At 67.8% G+C, this 20,432-nt stretch carries 19 protein-coding genes and 1 tRNA gene; 9 read left to right on the forward strand and 11 right to left on the reverse strand.

Going from position 1 to position 20,432, the window contains the following annotated elements:
• Positions 1–26: 26 nt before the first annotated feature.
• Positions 27–1,010 (reverse strand): hypothetical protein, encoded by a 984-nt coding sequence (locus ON40_RS48030; RefSeq protein ID WP_157186240.1) that lies wholly within the window; start codon positions 1,008–1,010, stop codon positions 27–29.
• 206 nt (positions 1,011–1,216) lie between these two features.
• Positions 1,217–1,936 carry an SDR family oxidoreductase gene (locus ON40_RS08960; protein WP_040820524.1) on the reverse strand — a complete coding sequence of 240 codons (720 nt, stop codon included), beginning with the start codon at positions 1,934–1,936 and terminating at the stop codon, positions 1,217–1,219.
• A gap of 127 nt (positions 1,937–2,063) precedes the next feature.
• Here ON40_RS08960 and ON40_RS08965 point away from each other — a divergent pair, with 127 nt between their 5' ends.
• On the forward strand, positions 2,064–2,945 hold the full coding sequence (locus ON40_RS08965) for a LysR family transcriptional regulator (RefSeq protein ID WP_040820774.1): 882 nt from the start codon (positions 2,064–2,066) through the stop codon (positions 2,943–2,945).
• A gap of 53 nt (positions 2,946–2,998) precedes the next feature.
• On the opposite strand, the gene ON40_RS08970 is transcribed toward ON40_RS08965, so the two are convergent.
• Complete coding sequence (locus ON40_RS08970; RefSeq protein ID WP_040820526.1) at positions 2,999–3,943, reverse strand: alpha/beta fold hydrolase; 945 nt, start codon at positions 3,941–3,943, stop codon at positions 2,999–3,001.
• An 83-nt stretch (positions 3,944–4,026) separates the two neighbouring features.
• Here ON40_RS08970 and ON40_RS08975 point away from each other — a divergent pair, with 83 nt between their 5' ends.
• A complete protein-coding gene (locus tag ON40_RS08975) occupies positions 4,027–4,617 on the forward strand; it encodes a TetR/AcrR family transcriptional regulator (protein WP_040820527.1) in 591 nt (196 codons plus the stop codon).
• Positions 4,618–4,988: 371 nt separating this feature from the next.
• Here the strand turns inward: ON40_RS08975 and ON40_RS08985 are convergent, their stop codons facing one another.
• The 3 genes from ON40_RS08985 to ON40_RS08995 form a co-directional block, all read right to left on the reverse strand.
• On the reverse strand, positions 4,989–6,233 hold the full coding sequence (locus ON40_RS08985) for a cytochrome P450 family protein (RefSeq protein WP_040820531.1): 1,245 nt from the start codon (positions 6,231–6,233) through the stop codon (positions 4,989–4,991).
• 18 nt (positions 6,234–6,251) lie between these two features.
• Positions 6,252–7,019 carry a glucose 1-dehydrogenase gene (locus ON40_RS08990; RefSeq protein ID WP_218008758.1) on the reverse strand — a complete coding sequence of 256 codons (768 nt, stop codon included), beginning with the start codon at positions 7,017–7,019 and terminating at the stop codon, positions 6,252–6,254.
• A gap of 603 nt (positions 7,020–7,622) precedes the next feature.
• A tRNA-Asn gene (locus ON40_RS08995) sits at positions 7,623–7,695 on the reverse strand.
• 267 nt (positions 7,696–7,962) lie between these two features.
• On the opposite strand from ON40_RS08995, the gene ON40_RS09000 reads away from it, so the two are divergent.
• The 4 genes from ON40_RS09000 (at position 7,963) to ON40_RS09015 (ending at position 12,293) form a co-directional block, all read left to right on the forward strand.
• On the forward strand, positions 7,963–8,418 hold the full coding sequence (locus tag ON40_RS09000) for a hypothetical protein (RefSeq protein WP_051192871.1): 456 nt from the start codon (positions 7,963–7,965) through the stop codon (positions 8,416–8,418).
• A gap of 166 nt (positions 8,419–8,584) precedes the next feature.
• On the forward strand, positions 8,585–9,661 hold the full coding sequence (locus ON40_RS09005) for a fused (3R)-hydroxyacyl-ACP dehydratase subunits HadA/HadB (protein WP_051192872.1): 1,077 nt from the start codon (positions 8,585–8,587) through the stop codon (positions 9,659–9,661).
• A 103-nt stretch (positions 9,662–9,764) separates the two neighbouring features.
• On the forward strand, positions 9,765–10,667 hold the full coding sequence (locus ON40_RS09010; protein WP_245567723.1) for an alpha/beta fold hydrolase: 903 nt from the start codon (positions 9,765–9,767) through the stop codon (positions 10,665–10,667).
• Positions 10,668–10,823: 156 nt separating this feature from the next.
• Positions 10,824–12,293 carry a dihydrolipoyl dehydrogenase family protein gene (locus ON40_RS09015; RefSeq protein WP_040820533.1) on the forward strand — a complete coding sequence of 490 codons (1,470 nt, stop codon included), beginning with the start codon at positions 10,824–10,826 and terminating at the stop codon, positions 12,291–12,293.
• A 133-nt stretch (positions 12,294–12,426) separates the two neighbouring features.
• Here the strand turns inward: ON40_RS09015 and ON40_RS09020 are convergent, their stop codons facing one another.
• The 5 genes from ON40_RS09020 to ON40_RS09040 all read right to left on the reverse strand — a co-directional run bounded on the left by ON40_RS09020 (position 12,427) and on the right by ON40_RS09040 (position 18,948).
• Positions 12,427–12,855: an SRPBCC family protein gene (locus ON40_RS09020; RefSeq protein ID WP_040820535.1), complete on the reverse strand. Its 429-nt coding sequence runs from the start codon at positions 12,853–12,855 to the stop codon at positions 12,427–12,429.
• A gap of 187 nt (positions 12,856–13,042) precedes the next feature.
• Positions 13,043–14,092 carry an alpha/beta fold hydrolase gene (locus ON40_RS09025; protein WP_040820536.1) on the reverse strand — a complete coding sequence of 350 codons (1,050 nt, stop codon included), beginning with the start codon at positions 14,090–14,092 and terminating at the stop codon, positions 13,043–13,045.
• 344 nt (positions 14,093–14,436) lie between these two features.
• Complete coding sequence (locus ON40_RS09030; RefSeq protein WP_040820538.1) at positions 14,437–17,151, reverse strand: ATP-binding protein; 2,715 nt, start codon at positions 17,149–17,151, stop codon at positions 14,437–14,439.
• A 235-nt stretch (positions 17,152–17,386) separates the two neighbouring features.
• On the reverse strand, positions 17,387–18,478 hold the full coding sequence (locus ON40_RS09035) for an NAD(P)-dependent alcohol dehydrogenase (protein WP_040820540.1): 1,092 nt from the start codon (positions 18,476–18,478) through the stop codon (positions 17,387–17,389).
• The gene (locus ON40_RS09040) at positions 18,478–18,948 is read right to left on the reverse strand and encodes a DUF4334 domain-containing protein (RefSeq protein ID WP_040820542.1); all 471 of its coding nucleotides are present in this window, start codon (positions 18,946–18,948) and stop codon (positions 18,478–18,480) included. The genes ON40_RS09035 and ON40_RS09040 overlap by 1 nt, the downstream gene beginning before the upstream one ends.
• An 80-nt stretch (positions 18,949–19,028) precedes the next feature.
• On the opposite strand from ON40_RS09040, the gene ON40_RS09045 reads away from it, so the two are divergent.
• From ON40_RS09045 to ON40_RS09055, 3 genes are all read left to right on the forward strand, one after another.
• The gene (locus ON40_RS09045) at positions 19,029–19,583 is read left to right on the forward strand and encodes a TetR/AcrR family transcriptional regulator (RefSeq protein ID WP_040820545.1); all 555 of its coding nucleotides are present in this window, start codon (positions 19,029–19,031) and stop codon (positions 19,581–19,583) included.
• Positions 19,584–19,731: 148 nt separating this feature from the next.
• Positions 19,732–19,926, forward strand: coding sequence for a hypothetical protein (locus ON40_RS09050; RefSeq protein WP_040820547.1), 195 nt, complete (start codon positions 19,732–19,734; stop codon positions 19,924–19,926).
• A gap of 37 nt (positions 19,927–19,963) precedes the next feature.
• The gene (locus tag ON40_RS09055; RefSeq protein WP_040820550.1) at positions 19,964–20,422 is read left to right on the forward strand and encodes an SRPBCC family protein; all 459 of its coding nucleotides are present in this window, start codon (positions 19,964–19,966) and stop codon (positions 20,420–20,422) included.
• Positions 20,423–20,432: the final 10 nt, after the last annotated feature.

The following is a 20,432-nucleotide window of genomic DNA, read 5'->3' on the forward strand; positions in this document are numbered from 1 at the left end:
AGCTGATCGAAATCGATCCGACGGTGTCAGCGCACCGCGGCTGGTCGCAGTGTCTGCTGGACCGAGGCGGCGGATGTGTGGGGGAGCGGGGCTTTCGCCGGGATGGGCGCGGTGATGCCCACGATCGTTCCGACGGCCGCCCCGATCGCCCCGCCGAGTACGGCCGCGGGTCCGGCGACGACAGCAGCGCCGACCGCCGCGCCGAGCAGCGGGCCGACGACCAGGCCGGTGGGCAGGAACGGAATTCCGGCGATCACGCCGATCACCGCGCCGGCCATGGCGGCCGGAATCGCCAGCGGGATGCTCAGTCCAGCGCCGATACCCGCCCCGATCGCCGCGCCGAGGCCCGCATCCACGACGGTGGCGCTGCATCGGGCGGGACTTGCCGGGATATAGCTGCAGAATGTCTGCACCGGTTGCGTCGCATCGGAGACGAGCGGAATGGCCGTGGCCGCATTGCCGACCCGTGCGTTCTCCGCCGCTTTCGTGACCGAGGAGATGATGTTCGGCAGGGTGACCGATGGCGTGATATTCGGCAGCCTGCCCGGGGGAACGATGTTCGGCAGCCCGGCCGGGGGTGCGATGTTCGGTAAGGCGATATTCGGTAACGCGAACCCGGGCGCGATATTCGGCACCGCAACCGGCGGCGTGATATTCGGCGTGGCGGGGATGTTTTTCGGAACTGCCACTGCGGGAGTAATTTTCGGTGGCGCGAACCGGGATGCGATATCCGGCAGCGCAATCGGGGGCACGATATGCGGCAGCACATCCGGGGGCACGATCCCGGCCAGCGGTTGGGTGAGTGGAGCGAGGGCGCTCTGCAGCGAGGCGGGGGTTCGGCCCTGTCCGAACTGTGGGAGCACTGCTGAGAATGGTGCGGCGGGCGCGGGCGCTCCCGCGGGTTCGACAGGTGAAGCACCGGCCTGTCCGGCTCCGAGAACGACCGCGAGTGGCACCATGCTCGCGGCCAATATCAGACCCGAAACACGACGAAGATCAGTTTCCGACATTCCACACCTCCTTGGGCGCAACGCCTTTCCTGTTTCTCTTCTCGTTCCCCGACCTCGAATGCTTTCCGCATGTTCTGGTCGGACAGTTTAGGCCGTTGCGTGCCAGGGGAAACGGTGAATTGTCAGAACTGCGGTTCGGCGTGTTTCCGGTATTGTTTTCACCCGCTTCGACCGGCCCACGGATTTCGGCCGGTCGCAGCGATCTTTCAGACGAGTACGCCGCCGCCGTCCACGGTGAGAATGCTGCCGGTGGCGTACTCCTGTTCCATCAGATGCAGATAGCTGCGAGCCAGATCCTCCGCCTCGCCGACCCGGCCGACCGGCAATGTGCCGCCGTGTGTGCGGAACAGTTCCTCCCGCACCTCTGCCGGAAACTCCCGCCAGAGTTCGGTGCGCACGAGTCCGGGACGCACGACGTTCACCCGGATCGGCGCCAACTCCACGGCCAGCGCCCGGCCCAGCGCCTCGATCGCACCCAGGATACTCGCCGACACCGTCCAGCCCGGCATCGGCCGCTGCACCGCGCCGCCGCTGGACAATACGATCGAACCGCCGGTATTGATATGCGGCGCAGCGTATTTCGCGCTCGTGTAGGCACCCCAGAAGCGGGTCTGGAAGAACTGCTGCGCCGTATCGATCGTCACGTCCTGCAACGGGAACAGCGCCAGCGATTCACCCGCGGTGTAGACGAGGTGATCGAATGCGCCCAGGCGCGCGAACAGCGACTCGATCTCGGACTCCCGGGTCAGGTCGACGGTCTCACCCTGCGCGTCGGCCGGGAGTTGGGCCAGTGCCTTGGCCACGTTGTCCGGGTTGCTGGACACGACCACGACCCGTGCCCCCGCCGCGGCCGCTGCCTGCGCGGTGGCCAGGCCGATACCGGCGGTGCCGCCCAGGAGCACCACACGCTTGTCTTCGAGGGTCATCTCGTTCGTCTTCTTTCTCTTGCGCGGTTGGACAATTTCTACGATGCCGCTGGTCGGAAGGGGTGTCCAAGACCTCTTTCGGCGTCGGCGATACCCTGAAGGCATTGCCGGAAGCCCGGAGGTGGCGATGGATCTGGACCTGCGCAAGGTGCGCTACTTCGTGGCGGTCGCGGACCGGTTGCACTTCGGCCGCGCCGCCGAGGACCTGCATATCGCGCAACCCGTACTGAGCCGGCAGATTCGCGCGCTGGAACACGATCTCGGCGCGCCGCTGTTCGCCAGGGACAGTCACGGGGTGCGGCTGACCGTCGCGGGCACGCAACTGCTCGCCGATGCCCGGCCGCTGCTGGCCTCCGCACACGCCGCGCGACGTCGGGTGGCCGTGGCCGCCCGCGGGAGCCGGCGGCTGGTCGTCGGATTTCGGATGGGCATCGTGGTCACCCACGCGGTCCGCGTCTTCGGCGTCGAATATCCGGACGTGATCGTGGACGTGCAACGGCTCGAATGGGACGACCAGGCCGCGATGCTGCTCGACGGCCGCGTCGACGTGGCCTATGTGCGCCTGCCGATCAACGAGACCGGACTGCGGGTGACGCCGTTGTTCACCGAGCCGCGCGTGGTGGTCCTGTCGGCCGACCACCGATTGGCCGGCAAGGAACAGGTCACCGAGGCCGACCTCGCCGGTGAGCCGCTGATCTGGCACGTCGACCCGCACACCCAGCCCACCCGCCACCCACACCCCACCACCGGCCATTTCGTGCGCGGCGTCGAGGAGAAACTCGAGCACGTGGCAGCCGGTCGAGGCATCTCCTTCCTGCCCCGCTCGGCCACCGCCTTCTACTCCCGCCCCGACATCAGCTACGTCCCCATCCCCGAACTGACCCCCGACCAGGTCTGCCTCGCCGTAGCCGAATCCCGCGAATCCCCCCTGGTCGACGCTTTCCTGGCCGCGGCCCGCGCGGTCGGCGAGACCACCGCGCGCGCCGCGGCGGAGGAAAGCGAGGTGTGAGCACCTCCGCTGCCAGGCGTCGCCATTGAGCGTGGCGGCGGTCAGTACAGGAACTACCCCACACGTTCGTGATCGATGAACCCGGTCAAGGCGTCCACAACCGCGTCGGGCTGCTCGTCGGGAATGAAGTGTCCGGCCTGTGGGATGACGACGCCTGTCGCGTGGTCCGCCCAGCGGCTGATGGAAGCGGCCATGTCGGGGATCGAGCCATGGGAGCTGGAGATTCCCAGGACCGGGACGGTCAGGTGCTGTCGTTCGAGAGCGTCATGATTCCTACGTGCCGATTCCGCGGCATCGCGGTAGTAGGCGAGAGACGCTCGCAGACCTCCTTCGGCCGCGACGGCGGCGGCGTAATGGTCGATCTCGGCACTGTCGAACGTGTTCGGGGACAGTGCTTTCACCTTCAGGAACCAGTCGACGTAGTCACGCTCGCGACCGGCGAGCAGTGTCTCGGGAAGATCGGGCACCAGGTGGAACGCGAAGTGCCAGGTCTTCCACGCCAGGTCGGGATCCGTCGGGATGGCGTCCGGGAGGGTGATTCCGGGAATGCCGGCGTCGAGCAGAGCGACACCGTGCAGACGCTCTTCGTACTTCAAGGCCAGCGAGAAGGCGACCCAGGCCCCGATGTCGTGGGCGACGAGCCAGTACTTCGGCACGTCGAGTGCGGTCACCGCGGCTTGGACGCGCGAGGCGACGGTGTGCGTGTCGTAGCTGTCCCGAGGGCGGTCGGAGTGGCCTTGTCCCGGCAGGTCGATGGCGATCACGTGGAATCGCTCGGCCAGGCCCGCCATCACTGCGCGCCAAGCCCACCAGGTCTGCGGGAATCCGGCGAGCAGGACGACGGCAGGGCCGGTCGGCTGACCGCCTTCCACGGCATGAAGTCGGATGCCTTCCGCGTCGACCCAGCGGTGCGTGAATCCCGCGAGGTCGTGCAGCGGCAACCCGGAGATCGGGTTCTGGTCGCAAGAGCGGTTCGTGGCGGTTGCAGCGTCGGTCATGTCCCGAGCCTACGCATCTTGGACTGATTAGTTCAAGATATGATGGGCAGGTCACAACGGCTCGAGAACGAGGTGCATGCGCGATGGCCGGAAAGAAGCAGTTCGATATGGACGCCGTGCTCGATGCGGCGATGGTCCAGTTCTGGCGAGCCGGGTACGCCGACACATCTCTCGACGACCTCTCCAGGGCGACCGGATTGAACCGCAGTTCCATCTACTCTTCGCTCGGCGACAAGGATTCGCTCTATCTGCGCTGCCTGGACCGCTACGCCGCGCGCTATGGGGACAGGTACGACCAGGCCCTGTCCCGTGCGTCCGAGGAGCCACTGCGGGCGATACGAGAGTTCTTCGACGTCACACTGAAGCGCATCGCCGACCCCGACCTGCCGGACGGATGCCTGGTCGCCCAGACCGCGATGGCGATACCGGTGCTGAGCCCCGACATCGCCGCGCGCGCGATCGAAGCCCTGGACTCTCAGCATGCGCGGCTGCGGACCGCCTTGAACGTCGTGAAGCTGGCCGACAGCGACGCCGACAATTTCGCCGTTCACATTGCGGCGGTCAACCAGTCGCTGGCTGTGATGAGCAGGGCCGGGGCGAGTCAGGAGCAGCTCCACACGATCATCGACATCAGCATGAGCGCGCTCTCCCAGGCGTTGTCCGCTCGGAGCTGAGTCCTGAGTTGTCAGTTCGTCGGCAGTCCAGCATGTGTGGATGCCGAGTGATCCAGGGCTGGTCGGCCTCGGTCATCGCCCCAGTTCACGGGCCACCCGCGTCTCGGCCTTGGACGAGAGCCTTGGTCCGGATCGTTTGCCTCCCTTGTCATCTCCACGCTGCGGTCCGTTGGTTCAGCAGTTTCATCGACACCGATCGAGACCACGACGCCCGGCAGCACGAGATGACAGCCGAGGAGATGGACGACGACTACTTCGCCAACCAACGCTCGCCGGACGACTGGAAGCGAGCGGGTCACGTCCACGGGCATGGCCGGGTCGCTGTGGCAGATGGCCGCGCGCCCCGGCCGGCCCGTAACGAGGTGTCGCGGTCAGCGTGAGGGTGGGAAGGTGACCGGCAGAGCGGCCAGGGAGCGGTGGAACGGGCCGGGGCGCCAGGTCGGCGAGTCGTCCACTACCTGCATCTCGGGCAGTGCGTCGAGTAGTTGGTCGATGGCTTCCTGGGCGACCATGTAGGCCAGCGACTGTGCGGGGCAGGCGCGGGGGCCGACGCCCCACGCAAGATGCGATCGGTTGCCCGTGTGGTCGTCGGCGCGGATCGTGGGGTCGTTGTTGCAGGCGGCCATGCTGACCAGGACCGGCTGATGCGCGGGCAGCCAGACGTCGTTGATGAGGATCGGCTGACGGGGGTAGGTCATCAGGAGGTTCGCCACCGGCGGGTCGTTGAACAGGACCTCGTCCAGGGCGTCACGGGTGGACATGCTGCCGCCCATCACATTTCCGCCGAAGAGGCTGTCGGTGAGGATCAGCAGCAGGGTGTTGACTATCAGGTTCTGCTGCAGTTCGATTCCCGCGCCGTAGAAGCCCGCCAGGTTGCTGACCATCTCGAGGTCGTCGAGTTCGGCCGGGTGTTGCGACAACCGCGAGGTGACGTCGTTTCCGGGCCGGTCACGTTTGAGGGTCACCAGATCCTGCAACGCCTCGCCGATCATCTGGTTGCCCTTCTCGGCGCCGATCCCCTCGAACATCGCCGCCATACCGGCGGCGACCCGCTGTCCGATCTCGGGTGGGCAGCCGAGCAGGGAATTGACGACCGCGAACGTCAGCGGAAAGGCGTATTCGCTGATCAGATCGGCGGTGCCGACCGGCCAGAAGCTCTGGATCAGCGGAGTCGCGATCTGCTCCACGGCGGCTTGAACGGCGTACAGATCGACCTGATTGATACTCGCGGTCATCGCCTGCCGATAGCGAACGAAGTCGGGCCCGGCGCTCCTGCTCGCGGTGGGGCGCCACTCCATGATCGGCAGGACCGGGCAGTCGCCCGGAATATCCTTCTGCCAGGTGCGCGGATCGCCGGGAAAGTGCTCGGGATCGTTCAGGACTCGCAACGCGGCGCGATACCCGACCACCAGTGTGGCCGATACGCCGGGCGCCAGCTCCACCGGCGCCAAAGAGCCGTACTGTCTACGCATTTCACGGTAGGCGTGGTGCGGGTCGGCGGCGAACTCCGGTGAGTACATCGGTACTCGGGAGTCGTTGAACGCGGTGGGCGAGCCGTGGGCGACCGGGCAGGACGGGGCGTCGGAGCGAGACTGTGGCGTATTCGGCGTATTCAAGGACGAAGCTTCCCGCGCTCAGCCGGCCAGCATGCCGTGGTCGAGCGCGATCGCCTGCCCGGTCAGACCCGCGGACATATCGGACAGCAGCCAGGCGATGGTCTCGGCGACATCGTTCGGGGTCAGCAGGATCCCGGTGGGATGCAGCGCCGCGGCCTCGGACTCGGTGAACATTCCGGCGTTGATCGCGTTGTCCAGCATGGCGGTGCGGACCACGCCGGGACATACGGCGTTGACCCGGATGCGCTGTTTCGCGTATTCGATTGCCGCGGTGCGGGTCAACGCCACGACACCACCCTTGGCTGCCGAATAGGACCCGATGCCGAGCGGCAGTCCCACCAGTCCGGCCACCGACGCGGTGTTCACGATCGTGCCGCTGCCCTGCGTGAGCATGTGCCGGATCTCGTATTTCATGGACAGCCACACGCCCTTGAGGTTCACGGTGTGCATGTTGTCCCACGCCGCTTCCGAACTCTCGTGCAGCGTCTCGCCCTGCTCCTCGATTCCGGCGTTGTTGACTGCGCAGTCCAACCGGCCGAACCGGTCCACCGTCGCGCGAACCATCGCCTCGACGTCGGTCGCGGAAGTCACATCGGTGCGCTGGAAGAAAGCTTCGCCACCACTTTTCGTGATCGAAGCGACCGTCTCGTTACCGCCGTCCTGGTTGACGTCGGCGACGACCACTTTCGCGCCGTAGTCGGCGATTCGCTGCGCGGACGCGGCACCGATGCCCTGCGCCGCGCCAGTGATGACGACGACTTTGTCGGCCAGCAACGAATCAGCCACCTGGGGCTCCTTTGTCGAGAACGAGAGGTTGATCAATAACATGTCGGGGCGCGCGAAACTGTAACACGGTGGTGCTCGATCGCGTGCGTTTCCCTATCGCATCATGCCGTCCAAATACCTTGGCGATCAAAGTGTTTCACCACTGGGAAGGATTCGACCGCGCACCGAGCAGTAGTCGACTCACCGAAACATGCAGTGCTGGTAGGGATGTGGTTGTCGCCGACGTCGAATTCACGCATTCGCAATGCCGGACTGCAACGAGAATCTCAGCAGCACTGAGAGACTCACCTCTCCCCAGGGTGATGAGGGGGAGCGCAGCTGTGTCGTCGGTTTCGGCGGCACCGCCACTGCCGGACGAGGGTGGCGGTCGTGTGACCGCCGATGTACTTCAGCGCGTCGACTCGGCGCAAGTACATCCGCGCGCGACGCGGCGGCCGTGATCCACAACGCCGCGGTGGACGGACTCCGGATCGGACCGGCAAGGCATAGATCGATGCGGCGCGCTCGGCAACTCCGCTACGACCGAACTCTCAGTAGAAGGAGTTCATACAAGTTCGGCCCCCGACTGGCAAATTGAATTCGCCGGTCAGGGGCCGTTTTATGCTCCCCCATCTGGACTCGAACCAGAAACCTGCCGATTAACAGTCGGCTGCTCTGCCAATTGAGCTATAGGGGATTGCTCCTGGTCGTCCGTATCGGTCGACCGAGGAGAAACTTTAGCGTATCGCTGGTCGGGACCCCAAATCGCGGTCCTACCTGCGCGCTTTGTTCGGTCGGGGCGGGGGTGGCGCGCGTGGGCGTGGCGGAAATCGTGCGGCGGTCGCGGGTGGCTCGGTAATGTCTGCGGGGTCTCTGCGTGGCCTCGGCGACGCTGGAGTTGGTCACCTCTCCGGTTGCCGACGGGTCTCGCTGTTGTTCGAGTTCATGTGCGGAGGGAGTACGTATGAAACGTTCGATCAAGGCGGCGGTGGCCGCGTGTGCCGCCGGTGCGCTGGCTCCGCTGCTGTTCACCAACACCGCGCAGGCCGCCGGGCCGGTTTATTTCTCGATGGGTTCGTTCCAGTGTGCGATCTCCGCGGATGGCACGGTCGGTTGCGATACCTCGCCCAAGCTCATGTCGATCAAGCTCGGTGGTAGCTATCTGCCGATCCCGTTCCAGGTGAGCCAGGTCGTGATCAACGTCCCGTGGGCGCCGGCCCATCCGGGGTTCGCCGCCGGGACTCCCTATACGCTGCCCGGTGGAAATCCGGATATCTCCACCGTGGCCACCGGTCACGACATGTGGGGCTCGAGTGTCAGTCATGCCGGGGCGACGTGCTCGACCGGCTTCCACGGCAGCGTGTCGTGTGAGGCCAAGGGGCATTCGTGGACCTACTACGAACAGATCACCGCGGGCTGAGATGTGTGGCGGCCCCGCCGTTTTCGTGTCCGCCGCGGGTTCTGGTATGTCTCGGGTGATGTTGTCCGGCAGGTGGTTTCGGTGCGGCAGTAGCGGGTCGGATTGAAATAGGAGTTACCGGCGCGAGTCGCCCGTCCCCACAAGATATTTGCCGTATGTTAGCTATGTGGAGCATCCAGCGACTCTGGAGTCACCGGCATCGGACCCGGCCGCACATGCGACGGCACTGGTGGGCCACCACTACGTCACCGAGGATCACTATGTGGTCGGCAGGGAGAAGATTCGCGAATACGCCAAGGCGGTTCAGGACTACCACCCCGCACATCACGACGAGAAGGACGAGTTCGCCCTGGAGTCGGGGGGACTGCTGGCGCCGCTGACATTCGTCTCGCCGATGGGTATGCACGCACAACGCAAACTGCTCGAACGGATCGCGGTCGGCTGCGATCTGAGCCAGCTGATTCAGACCGACCAGGTTCTGCGATTCCACCGTCCGATCGTGGCGGGTGACCGGTTGACCTGCGACGTATCGCTGGATTCGTTCCATCAGGTGCGTGGTCGCGACCTGCTGGTGCTGGAGAATCGGGTGTCGAATCAGCGCGACGAGCTGGTGCACACCGCGTACAGCACCCTGCTCCTGGGACCTCGCGGCGAGACCGCCGAGACGGTGGCGGCCACCGCGCGCGGCCTGGTCGCACACGACATGTCGAATATCGTGCCGGACCGCACACAATCCATCCTGCCCGCGACATCCGTCCGGACGTCCGCGCGCAGCCGGAACCCGCTCGTCACCATCGATCCGCCGCTGCCGCGGGGCCGCCGCTTCCGTGAGGTGTCGGTCGGCGAGGAGCTGCCGCGACGCACGATCCGCCTGAACCGGGGCGATCTGGTGAACTACGCCGGTGTCTCCGGCGACGGCAACCCCATCCACTGGAGCGACGAGTTCGCGACGCTCATCGGACTGGATACCGTTGTCGCCCACGGCATTCTGACCATGGGCCTGGGCGCCGGATACATCACCTCCTGGCTGCGTGATCCCAGCGCGGTCCAGGAATACTCGGTCCGGTTCGCCAGCCCGGTCTACGTGGAGGCGCTGCTGGGTGCGACGATCACCTTCGCCGGGACGGTCAAATCGCTGGACCCGGATACCGGCACCGCCGTGATCGCGATGAACGCCACCAGCAACGGCCGCCGGATATTCGGGCATCGCGCGGCGGTGAAAGTCCTTCTGGCACAGGATTGATCGCCGCTCGGCGAGTGCGCCGCCGACCATCCTCCGGCGCCGGTGACTTACGTCGTCGACAGCGTCGGTCGACGGATGCGCCCGGGATGTCGATGCGACCACAGTGGAAACGCTCGACCTGCATCAACTTCTCGAAGGGCGAATCCACATGGGCGACATCATCGGACAGGGCTATCTGCGGCGGCGGGTGAACCGGGCTGTTACGGCGCTCGCTGCCGGCGCGGTCGTCGGCACACTCGCCGTGGCCTGCGCCGCGGGCTCGAAGACCAACGCCGCGCCGGCCGATGACGGTTTCGTGAAGCCGACCGTCATCCTGGAGCACGGCGCCTTCGCCGACGCGTCCAGTTGGACCGGCGTCATCGAACGATTGCGCAAGGACAACTATCCGGTGCTCGCGGCGGCCGACCCGTTGCGCGGCCCGGCCGGTGACGCGACCACGTTGCGGGCGCTGATCAATCATGTCGACGGCCCGGTGATCCTGGTCGGCCACTCCTACGGCGGTTCGGTGATCAGTGCGGCCGGAGCCGGGATCGCGAATGTCAAGGCCCTGGTCTATGTGGCTGCATTCCTGCCCGCGCCGGGGGAGAGCGCACTCGAACTGACCGGCAAATTCCCGGGCTCCACCCTGCCCGGCGCCCTGAACCCGGCCCCGTTCACCAACCCGGACGGCACCACCGGCACCGACCTCTACATCAAGCCGGACAAATTCCAAGATCAGTTCGCCGCCGACGTCCCCGCCGACGAGGCCGCGCTGATGGCGGCCACGCAACGGCCGATCGCGCAGTCGGCGCTCGAGGAGAAGGCCACCGCCGCGGCCTGGACCGAGAAACCCAGCTGGGACGTGATCACCACGCAGGACAAGAACATTCCCGTCGCGGCGCAGCGATTCATGGCGCAGCGGGCGCATTCCCACGTCACCGAGGTCGCCGCTTCGCATTCGGTCGCCGTCTCGCATTCGGACACCGTCGCGGACGTCATCGAACAGGCCGCGCGGGCGACCCGCTGACTCTCCCCGCCGAGCGTGTCGCCGGGGCGCACCCGAAGCGGGCGGGCTACGGTTCCTTCGCCGCGTTCCAGGACCCTGACGGCAACGGCTGGTTTCTACCGGAGGTCACGGAGCGAGAGCATCCCGGCCGCTGACCCCCCGATCGGAAGTACAGGCATGACAGACGAGAACGACAAGACCTACGACGTCATCGTGCTGGGCGCGGGCCCGGTCGGTGAGAACGTCGCCGACCGGACCGCCGCCGCCGGACTGAGCACCGTCATCGTCGAATCCGAACTGGTCGGCGGCGAATGTTCCTACTGGGCTTGCGAACCCAGCAAGGCATTGCTGCGGCCGGTGCTGCTGTACGGCGAGGCGTCGCGGTTCCCGGGCGTGAGCGCCGCGGTCACCGGGCCGATCGATGCGGCCGCGGTACTGCGGCATCGCGATTACATGGTCGCCGACTGGAACGACCAGGGGCAGGTGGACTGGGTCACCTCGGCCGGTATCACCCTGCTGCGCGGGCACGGCAGGCTCGCCGGGGCGCGCCGGGTGACGGTCGAGACTCCCGAGGGGGAGACCGTCGAGCTGACCGCCCGGCATGCGGTCGCGGTGTGTACCGGCACTCGCGCGGCCCTGCCGCCGCTGGCCGGGCTGGACACGCTGCGGTACTGGACGAGTCGGGAGGCGACCAGTGCCGAACAGGTGCCGGGACGTCTGGTGATCCTCGGCGCCGGTGTGGTCGCCACCGAGATGGCCACCGCCTGGCAGGCGCTCGGCACCCAGGTCACACTCGTCGCGCGCGGGTCCGGGCTGCTGGGGCGGGTGGAATCCTTCGCCTCGGAGATGGTCGCCGATCGGCTGCGGACCGCGGGCGTCGACCTGCGGTTCGGATCGGGTATCCAGATGGCCGAACGCCCGGACGGGCCGGACGGCGAGGTCCACGTGACGCTCGCCGACGGCAGCCGGATCGTCGCGGACGAGGTGTTGTTCGCGACCGGTCGCGCACCGCGCACCGACGACATCGGACTCGACACCGTCGGCCTGGCGCCGGGGACGTGGATCACCACCGACGACACGTTCACCGCCACCGAGATCGACGGCGAATGGTTGTACGCGGTCGGCGACGTGAATCATCGTGCGCTGCTTACCCATCAGGGTAAATATCAGGCGCGGATCGTGGGTGGCGTCATCGCGGATCGGGCGGCCGGGATCGCCCTGGACACCGGCGCCTGGGGACGCAATGTCGGCACCGCGGATCATCTGGCGGTGCCGCAGGTGGTCTTCACCGATCCGGAGATCGGCGCGGTCGGGCTCAGCAGCGAGGACGCCGCGCGCGCCGGGCGCACGGTCGAGGTGGTCGACTACGAGATCGGCCATGTCGCCGGAGCGATCCAGTTCGATCCGAAATACGTTGGCAGAGCGCGTATTCTGGTCGATCCGGAGCGTCGCACGATCCTGGGTGCGACCTTCGCCGGTGCGGGAGTCGCCGAACTACTGCATTCGGCCACGATCGCGATCACCGGTGAGGTCACCATCGATCGGCTGTGGCATGCGGTCCCGTCGTTCCCGACCATCAGCGAGATCTGGTTGCGGCTCCTGGAGGCATACCGCGATCGGAAAGCGAATTCCGGCGGGGGCGAATAGATTTCGCGTCCGGTAACCGGGCTTGCTCCGGTCACCGGATGAGAGCACGAATCGGCCGGTCGTGACGACCGGCCGATGTGTGCTTCGCCAGCTTGCATCCGAGCATGAGAAGCCCTGAAGCACAGGCGTGGGATTACTTGGCCTGCAACGGTTTCTGCAGACCCTTGCGCAAGGTGGCGGGGCCGATCAGCGGAAGCAGCGCGGCGATGACCTTGCCCTTGAACGCCTGCGGATCGCGGGTCAGTTCGACGTCCACGCGAGTGCCTTCGGGCTCGGGGGTGGTCCGGAAGATCCAGCCGCCGCCGGGGCCGAAGACCTTCGAATCCAGGGTGGTGACGGTGACCGTATCGCCTGCCGGATCCCAGTCGTAGCGGGCGCGTTCCCAGGCGGCCTCGGTGCCCTCGGTGACCTCGGCCCACCCCTCGCCGCGATTGTGGACGACGAAGTGCTCGGCGTCGATCGTGGGCCACACCTCGGTGCGGGTGGGGCCGAAGTCGGTCAGCACGTCCATCACCTCGGTGGGCGACAGGGCCGAGATGAGATGAAAACGGACCGTGGTCATGCGTTGCTCCTCGAGATCGAGCAGGTGGATGTGGCGGGCTCGACCGGCCGTCGTGTGGGGGGAAGGCGACGGCCGGTCGATGGGGTGCGGTCGGCTGGTTCGGAACCTCTCCGGCCGCATTTCGAGCATCGTCCAGGTGCGGGTCGTGCCACATCCGCCGGATGACGCTGCGGTGACGTATTCCGGGCTACAGGCGGTCCGCGTCGATGATGGCCTGGGCGAACGGTTTCGGCGCCTCCTGCGGGACATTGTGCCCGATACCGTCGAGCACTCGATGGACGTATTTGCCGGTGAACTTGCTCGCATACGTCTTGCCGTCCTCGGCCGCGCCGTCGAAGTCGCTGGACACGGTGATGGTGGGCACGCTGATCGCCGGCCCGGTGGCGAGCTGCTGTTCGTAGGCGTCGTACTGCGGTTCGCCCTGGGCCAGGCCCAGTCGCCAGCGGTAGTTGTGGATGACGATGTCCACGTGATCGGGATTGTCGAAGGCCGCGGCGCTGCGGTCGTAGGTGGCGTCGTCGAACTTCCAGGCAGGTGAGGCGCGCTGCCAGATCAGCTTGTTGAAGTCGTGGCGGTACCGTGCGTAGCCCGCGCGGCCGCGTTCGGTGGCGAAGTAGTACTGGTACCACCAGCCGAGTTCGGCGCTCGGCGTCAGCGGCTGCTGCTGCACGGCCTGCTGGGTGACGATGTAGCCGCTCACCGCGACCAGTGCCCTGCACCGCTGCGGCCACAGTGCGCCGATGATGTCGACAGTCCTTGCGCCCCAGTCGTATCCGCCGAGGATGGCCTTGTCGATGTGCAGTGCGTCCATGAAGTCCACGATGTCCTTGGCGATGGCCGACTGCTGTCCGTTGCGTACGGTCTGCGGGGACAGAAAGGTGGTCGGGCCGTAGCCGCGCAGATACGGTACGAGCACGCGGTATCCGGCGTCGGCCAGCAGCGGCCCGACGTCGGCGTAGCTGTAGGCGTCGTAGGGCCAGCCGTGCAGCAGTACGACGGGCCGACCGGTTGCGGGGCCGAACTCGGCGTATCCGATGTTGAGCACACCGGCGTCGACGTGCTTGATGGTGCCCAGCGTGGTGTGCGCACCCGATCCCGCGCGCAGCTGCTGACCCACGGTGGTCGTGGCGGCGCTCCCGCCGCCGGAATCCGGGGAACATCCGCTCAGCGACGCTGCGGCCAGCCCTGCCGCGCCCGCGGCGAGCGCTCCGCCGAATAGTCGTCTGTTGAGGGTCATCCGATCTCCTGCCGAAGTGTCGTCAACGAGCAGCGGACGGAAGCGAGAGCCGACAACTCACGATCCCCGGTCCGCGCCGCTGACGCTAGGCAGTGCGCCGACCACACCGCGTCCGTCGAATGACGTAATCGTGTGCGGTATTCGGACACCGTCGCCTTCGGCTGTCCCGTGCTCACAAGTCCCGCTGCCTCTCGCACGCCTGTGCTGCTCGGGTGTGGTCCAGATGAGGTGATCATGCGCTGACCGCTTCCCGCTGTGTGACCACCGGTGAGAGTTGTTGTGTGAGTTGAGCATCAGCGGCACGGGCCGAATGACTCGACGAATGATGGCGCAGGTTGCGGTTGTTATTTGTTCGGTGCCGCCTCCGGCGGGAACAGGTGCGTGAGTTCGGTGCGGGAGCTGATGCCGAGTTTGGGGAAGATCCGGTGGAGGTGGGTGCTCACGGTGCGGTGGGACAGGTAGAGCTGCTGGCCGATCTCGCGGTTGGTCAGGCCGGTGGCGGCGAGCTGGGCGATGCTCAGTTCGTGCGGGGTGAGCATCTCGCGTGCGTCCGGGGTGCGGTTGGGGCTCGTTTCACCGGCGCTGCGCAGTTCGCGGCGGGCGCGCGCACTCCAGGCGGTGAAGCCCAGTGCGTCGAAAGTCGCTCTGGCGGTGCGCAAATGGGTTCGCGACTCGATGATCCGGCGCTGTCGCCGCAGCCATTCGCCGTAGGCCAGGTGCAGGCGGCCGCGTTCGGCGGGCCAGGCGGGCGCAGCCGCGGCCAGCGCGTCGGTGAATCGTTCCTCGGCGTCGTCGGTGGCCAGAACGGCTCGTGCGTAGCGCATGCCGATGTGCAGGGCGGGGGAGGAGGTGGACCGGGTGGCGGGTTCGAGCCCGTCCAGCAGATCGCGCAGGTCCCGGGTGTTTCCGGAGCGGATCGCCGCCTCGGCGAGTTCGGCCAGGAAGTAGGTGCGCAGCGCCGGTGAATGTGACGGGTCGCCGGGATCGTGGATCCGGAGCAGGTCGGTGTAGGCGTCGTCGAATCGGCCCTCGCCGAGTGCGACGAGTCCGCGGGTGAGCTGCACGGTCGCCAATACCGGCCGCGCGCCGGAGGCGAGCCCGATCCGCTCGGCCTCCGTGAGCAGGGTGCCGGACTGGTTGTAATCCCCACGGAGCGCGGCGATTTCGGCTTGTACGGCGATGGCCAGCCCGTGCATGAACGGCTGGCCGGTCTCCCGGGCGAAGGCCGCGGCCTCGGCGGCCGCGGGTGCGGCGGCGGCCAGATCGCCGAGCCGGGTCAGGCTCCACGACTGCACCGTCAGCGCACGCGGCAGCGCACCCAGCGCACCGGCCGCGCGCAGTCCGGTCGCCGCGGCCGCGGAGAACTGCGCGGCCAGGTCGAACGCGCCCACCTGCAGTGACGCACTGCCGAGGAAGCGATCCACCTCCGGATCGTGCCCGGTCACCGCCGCCCGTGCGCGCAGATGCGCGATGACCGGTTCACCGCGGTCGAGCGGGGCGACGTATGCGGCGACCGCGACCAGGCGGGGATCGTCGTCCGGGACGGGTAGTTCATCGGCGACCGCGAGCAGTGTGCGACGGGCGTCGGGGCCGGGCTCGGACCAGAAGCAGCGCATCGCCGCACCCCACAGGATGCGTTTCGCCGCATCGACGTGGCCGTCCGCGGCGACCGACGCCGCCAGTGTGGCGAGTTCGCCTATGCGCGAAGGGGCTTCGCGTACGCCGTCGTCGAATCCGCTGAGCAGCCAGTTGCCGACGGCCTGCTGCCCGGAGGTCAGCGGCAGCGTGCGCGCGGCGGCGACCAGACGTTCGGCGGTGGGGCGTCGGCCGGCATCGACCGCGGTCTCGGCCGCGCGCAGCAGACGGTCCGCGCGCCGGGCCGGGCTCCGGCTCAGGGCCGCCGCGCGTTCCAGCGTCGTGATCGCGTCTTCGCGATGCCGGGCCCGTTCGGCGAAATTCTCCAAGGTGACGGCGATCTGCTCGTCCGGGCCCGGCGTGGCTGCCGCACGATGTCGCAGGCTGCGGTCGGGCAGATCGGTCAGCACTTCGGCCAAGGCGAGGTGGGCGCTGCGGCGTTGCTCAGGCGTGGCCGCGGCGGCGACGGCCGAGCGCATCAGCGGGTGCCGGAAGGTCAGCGTGTCCGGGCTCAGGTCGATCAGCTGGGCCTCGGTGGCGGGCGCGAGGATTTCGGGATCGGCCGGAGTCTGCTGGAGAACACTTGTGGCAGCGAGTATTTCGGCGATCGAGCCGCTGTCGTCCAGCGCGGCGAGCAACAACGCGCAGCGGCACGCCGGTGGCAGTGTGGCGGTGCGGGCGACGAAGGCGCGCTCGAGTCGTTCGGGCAGCGGCAGGGTGAGCGCGGACTCGTCGAGATCGGCTGCCGCGGTGGGCAATTCGACGAGCGCGAGCGGATTTCCCCGGGCCTCGGCGAGCAACCGCCGGCGCACGGCCGCGGGCAGGTCGGGCGCGGTGAAATCCAGGAGTGCCGCGGCCTGGTCGTCGGACAGCGGGCCGAGCGGCAGGTGCGCGAGTTCCGCATCGCTCAGGGGTGAGTTCGCGTCGTCCCGGATCGTGGCGATCAGGACGATGGGTTCGGTGTCGATGCGACGGGCCAGGAAGGCCAGGACCTCGGCACTGAGCCGATCGAGCCAGTGCACGTCCTCGGCGACGATCAGCAGCGGGCGTTCGGCGGCGGCGTCGGACAGCAGGGTCAGCGCCGCGAGCCCGACCAGATACGCACTCGGCTCGCCGGTGCTGTCCGCCAGCCCCAAAGCCGTTGCCAGCGAATCGGATTGGCGTTTCGGCAAGGCATCCAGACCGCGCCGCAGCGGATACAGCAGCCGGTGCAGTCCGGCGTAGGCGAAATCCTGTTCGGCCTCGGTGCCGGCGGTGCGCAGCACACGCACCCCCGCGATGGCCGCCGCCGTGACGCTCTCCGCCACCAGTGCGGATTTTCCGATACCGGGCCCGCCCTCGATCAGCGCGCCACTGCGTTCCCCGGGCCCCTCGAGGTAGGCGCTCAGATCCTTCAGCTCGGCATCTCGCCCGAACAGCGGCATGGTGCGGCACTCCTCCTGACAAACCCGCCGGATGCGCCCGGCCTGCCCGCGACCCTACCCAAGCGAGCCGCATCGACCGATCACGCACGCGCGCCCGCTGTGCCGATGGCCTCGGCCCAGCGCGACCGTCCGACGCACGCACCGCATCCTTCGGGCACGCATGATGCCCTCGGCTCATCCGGATCCGGATCCGGATCCGGTGCGTGCGGCGGTCGCGCGCTCAGGCGGTCGTCCCCTACCAGGTCAGAACTGGTTTGACGACCCGTCCCGCGCGCTGATCGGCCAGCGCGGCGTTGATCTCGGTGCACGGGTAGCCGCGCACCAGGCGCTCGAGCGGCAGTCGCCCGGCAGCGTGCAGTGCGAGCAGTTCGGGGATGAACCGCTGGGGCACCGCGTCACCTTCGAGGCATGCGCGAATCATCTTGCCCGACAGGACGATATCGCGCAGATCGATGGGCGGGACTCCGACGCCGAGACCGACCACAACGACGACGCCGCCGATTCCCAAGGCCGCCACGGCATTCGCGAGCACCTCGGGTCGCCCGGTCGTGTCCAGTGCGTGGGTGGCTCCGCCGCCGGTGCGTTCGGAGATGGCTGCGGTGGTATCCCCGTCGGCGGGATCCAACGCCTGCGACGCACCGAATTCCATTGCCAGGGAGCGGCGTTCGGGGGAGAGCTCGACCACGATCACATCGACGTCCGGGAGCGTCTTCGCGGCCAGCAGCGCGGCCATCCCGACGGCGCCCGCACCATAGACGACCAGCGCGGCTCCCGGTTCGGGGCGCAGAGCGTTGAGCACCGCGCCCGCACCGGTCTGGAAGCCGCAGCCCAGGGGAGCGGCCACGATCGGATCGGTGCCGGGCGGGACGGCCACGGTGTTGTCCGCGGTGGTCAGGGCGTATCCGGCGAAGCTGGATTGACCGAAGAAGCCGTCGCGCACGGCGGTCGCGCCGATCCGCACTCGCGGCGTGCGGTCCGGGCGGGCCCCGAACTGGTTCAGTTTCGTCGCGCCGGCGCAGTACGCCGGACGACCGAGACGGCAGTTCCGGCACGCGCCGCAATGCCGATAACTCAGCACGACCTGATCGCCCGGCCGCACGCCCCGCACGTCCGCGCCGACCGCTTCCACCACGCCCGCGCCCTCGTGCCCGAGCAGAATCGGCCGATCGGCCGCACCGGCCGCGCGGGAGACCAGATCGGTGTGGCAGATCCCGGCGGCCACGACGCGCACGAGGATCTCGTCCGCGCGCGGGTCGTCGATCTCGACCGGCTCGATGGTGAATTCGGCGCGGGGATCGCGGGAGATCGCCGCCGATGTGGTGGGCATCAGGCGCGCTCGAGCAGGAAGTAGAAGTATTCGCCGTCGGCGAGCACCAGATCGGGGCGGCCGTTCATGATGCCCATGAGGGTGTTCTCGTCGAGGCGTTTGAAGTGGTCGAAGACGGGGCGCTTGTCGTAGACCATCGTCGCGGTGACCTCGCCGCGGAACTCGATGTTCCACAGCGACGCCTCACCGCCGCCGCCGAGTTGGATGTCGGAGAACAGCGTTCCGTCCTCGGCCCGGCAGATCAGCGGTTTGGCCTCGAACGGGGACAGGAAGGTCTTGCCGTGCCAGCGGCTGTGGTCCAGCGCGCGGCACAGCGGGTGACCGGTGCGGAAGGCCGCGCCCTTCCATTCGCCCAGGATGTCCTCGGCGCGCACGGTCTCGAGTCCGGCCCACAGCTGGTCCAGCTCCGCGGTGGGAACTCCCTCGGGCAACGCCGCGAGCTCGCGCCAGGGTCGGATCGTCTCGGTCATCCCATCTCCACTCTCGGCGAACCATTTGGTTCGCGAAATCTACACCCGAACCAAATGGTTCGGCAAGATAGGATTCCGGGATGCGCTCAGCCGGACATGCCACGAAGGAGCGGATCCTCGCCGCAGCCAAGGCGGAATTCGCCCGGTACGGGATCGCGGGTGCGCGGATCAACCGGATCGCCGCGGCCGCCCACGCCAGCAAGGACCGGCTGTACGCGTACTTCACGGGCAAGGAGGAGCTGTACGCGGCGGTGACCGCGCAATGGGTGAGCGAGACGACCGCCGAGACCGCGTTGGACGCCGAGGACATCCCCGCCTACATCGGCCGCCTTTTCGACCACTACCTGCGCAATCCGGACGACGCCCGGCTCCAGGCGTGGGCGGATATCGAACGCACCGAGATCCCCGCGGCCGACGAGGCCATCCGACATGCGGTGACGCCCAAGCTCGCCGAGCTCCGGCGGGGTCAGGCGGCGGGGCTGATCACCGACACCTTCCATCCGCTCACCCTGCTCACGCTGCTCACCGATCTGGCCCGGACCTCGGCGGTGCACGCGCTGCACGACAATCGCGCCGACGTCGGCGAACTCCGCGCCGCCACGGTGCTCGCGGCCCGTCGGCTCATCGCCCCCTGAGGGTGCCCTTGCACGGATAACCCCGCCTACACTGCAGGTGAGGTCCATAACGGTTCGGCCGATATCGGCGTCGAGAGGGCTGAACGAGATTCGGATCGGGAACTCCTGTGCCACCCCCCGGGTACAGGGGGGAACGAGGAGGTCCGTCATGAACGAACTCGTCTGCGGCGACTGCTGGCGCCGCGATCATCTGACCTTCGCTCAGCGTCTGGATCCGGCGTTCATCCGCCACGGATCCCGGTCTCTGTGCCCGGAACACCGCGCTCTGCGCGCGGAGCTGTGTCGGGCGGCCGGCCCGGCGCACCGGCGCCTACCGGGACCGACGGAGAACCAGGCGGCCTGAACCTGGCTGCTCGGGCACATCGTGGTTCGATCGGAGCATGACCGACGACGTCGATGTGCCCCGTATCGTCACCGTCCATCGCGAGATCGCGGCCGATGCCGCGCGGATCTTCGAGCTGATCGCCGATCCCGCGCAGCAGCCGCGGTGGGACGGTAACGACAACCTCGCCACCGCACCCGCGGGTCAGCGCGTGCGTGCGGTCGGGGAGGTGTTCACCATGCAGCTCACCATGGGCCAGATCCGGGAGAACCACGTGGTGGAGTTCGAGGAGGGCCGCCGAATCGCCTGGCGGCCTTCCGAACCCGGCCACGAGCCGCCCGGACATCTGTGGCGTTGGGAGCTCGAACTGCTGGGCCCCGGTCGCACCCGGGTCACGCACACCTACGACTGGACGCTGCTCACCGACGAGAAGCGTCAGGTTCGGGCGCGCGCCACCACCGCGGACAAACTCCTCGGTTCGGTGGACCGGCTCGCGGAGCTCAGCGAGAAGCACTGAGACGCAACGT

It is taken from the genome of Nocardia jiangxiensis NBRC 101359 (genome assembly GCF_000308615.1).
GTDB classification, from domain to species: Bacteria; Actinomycetota; Actinomycetes; order Mycobacteriales; family Mycobacteriaceae; genus Nocardia; species Nocardia jiangxiensis.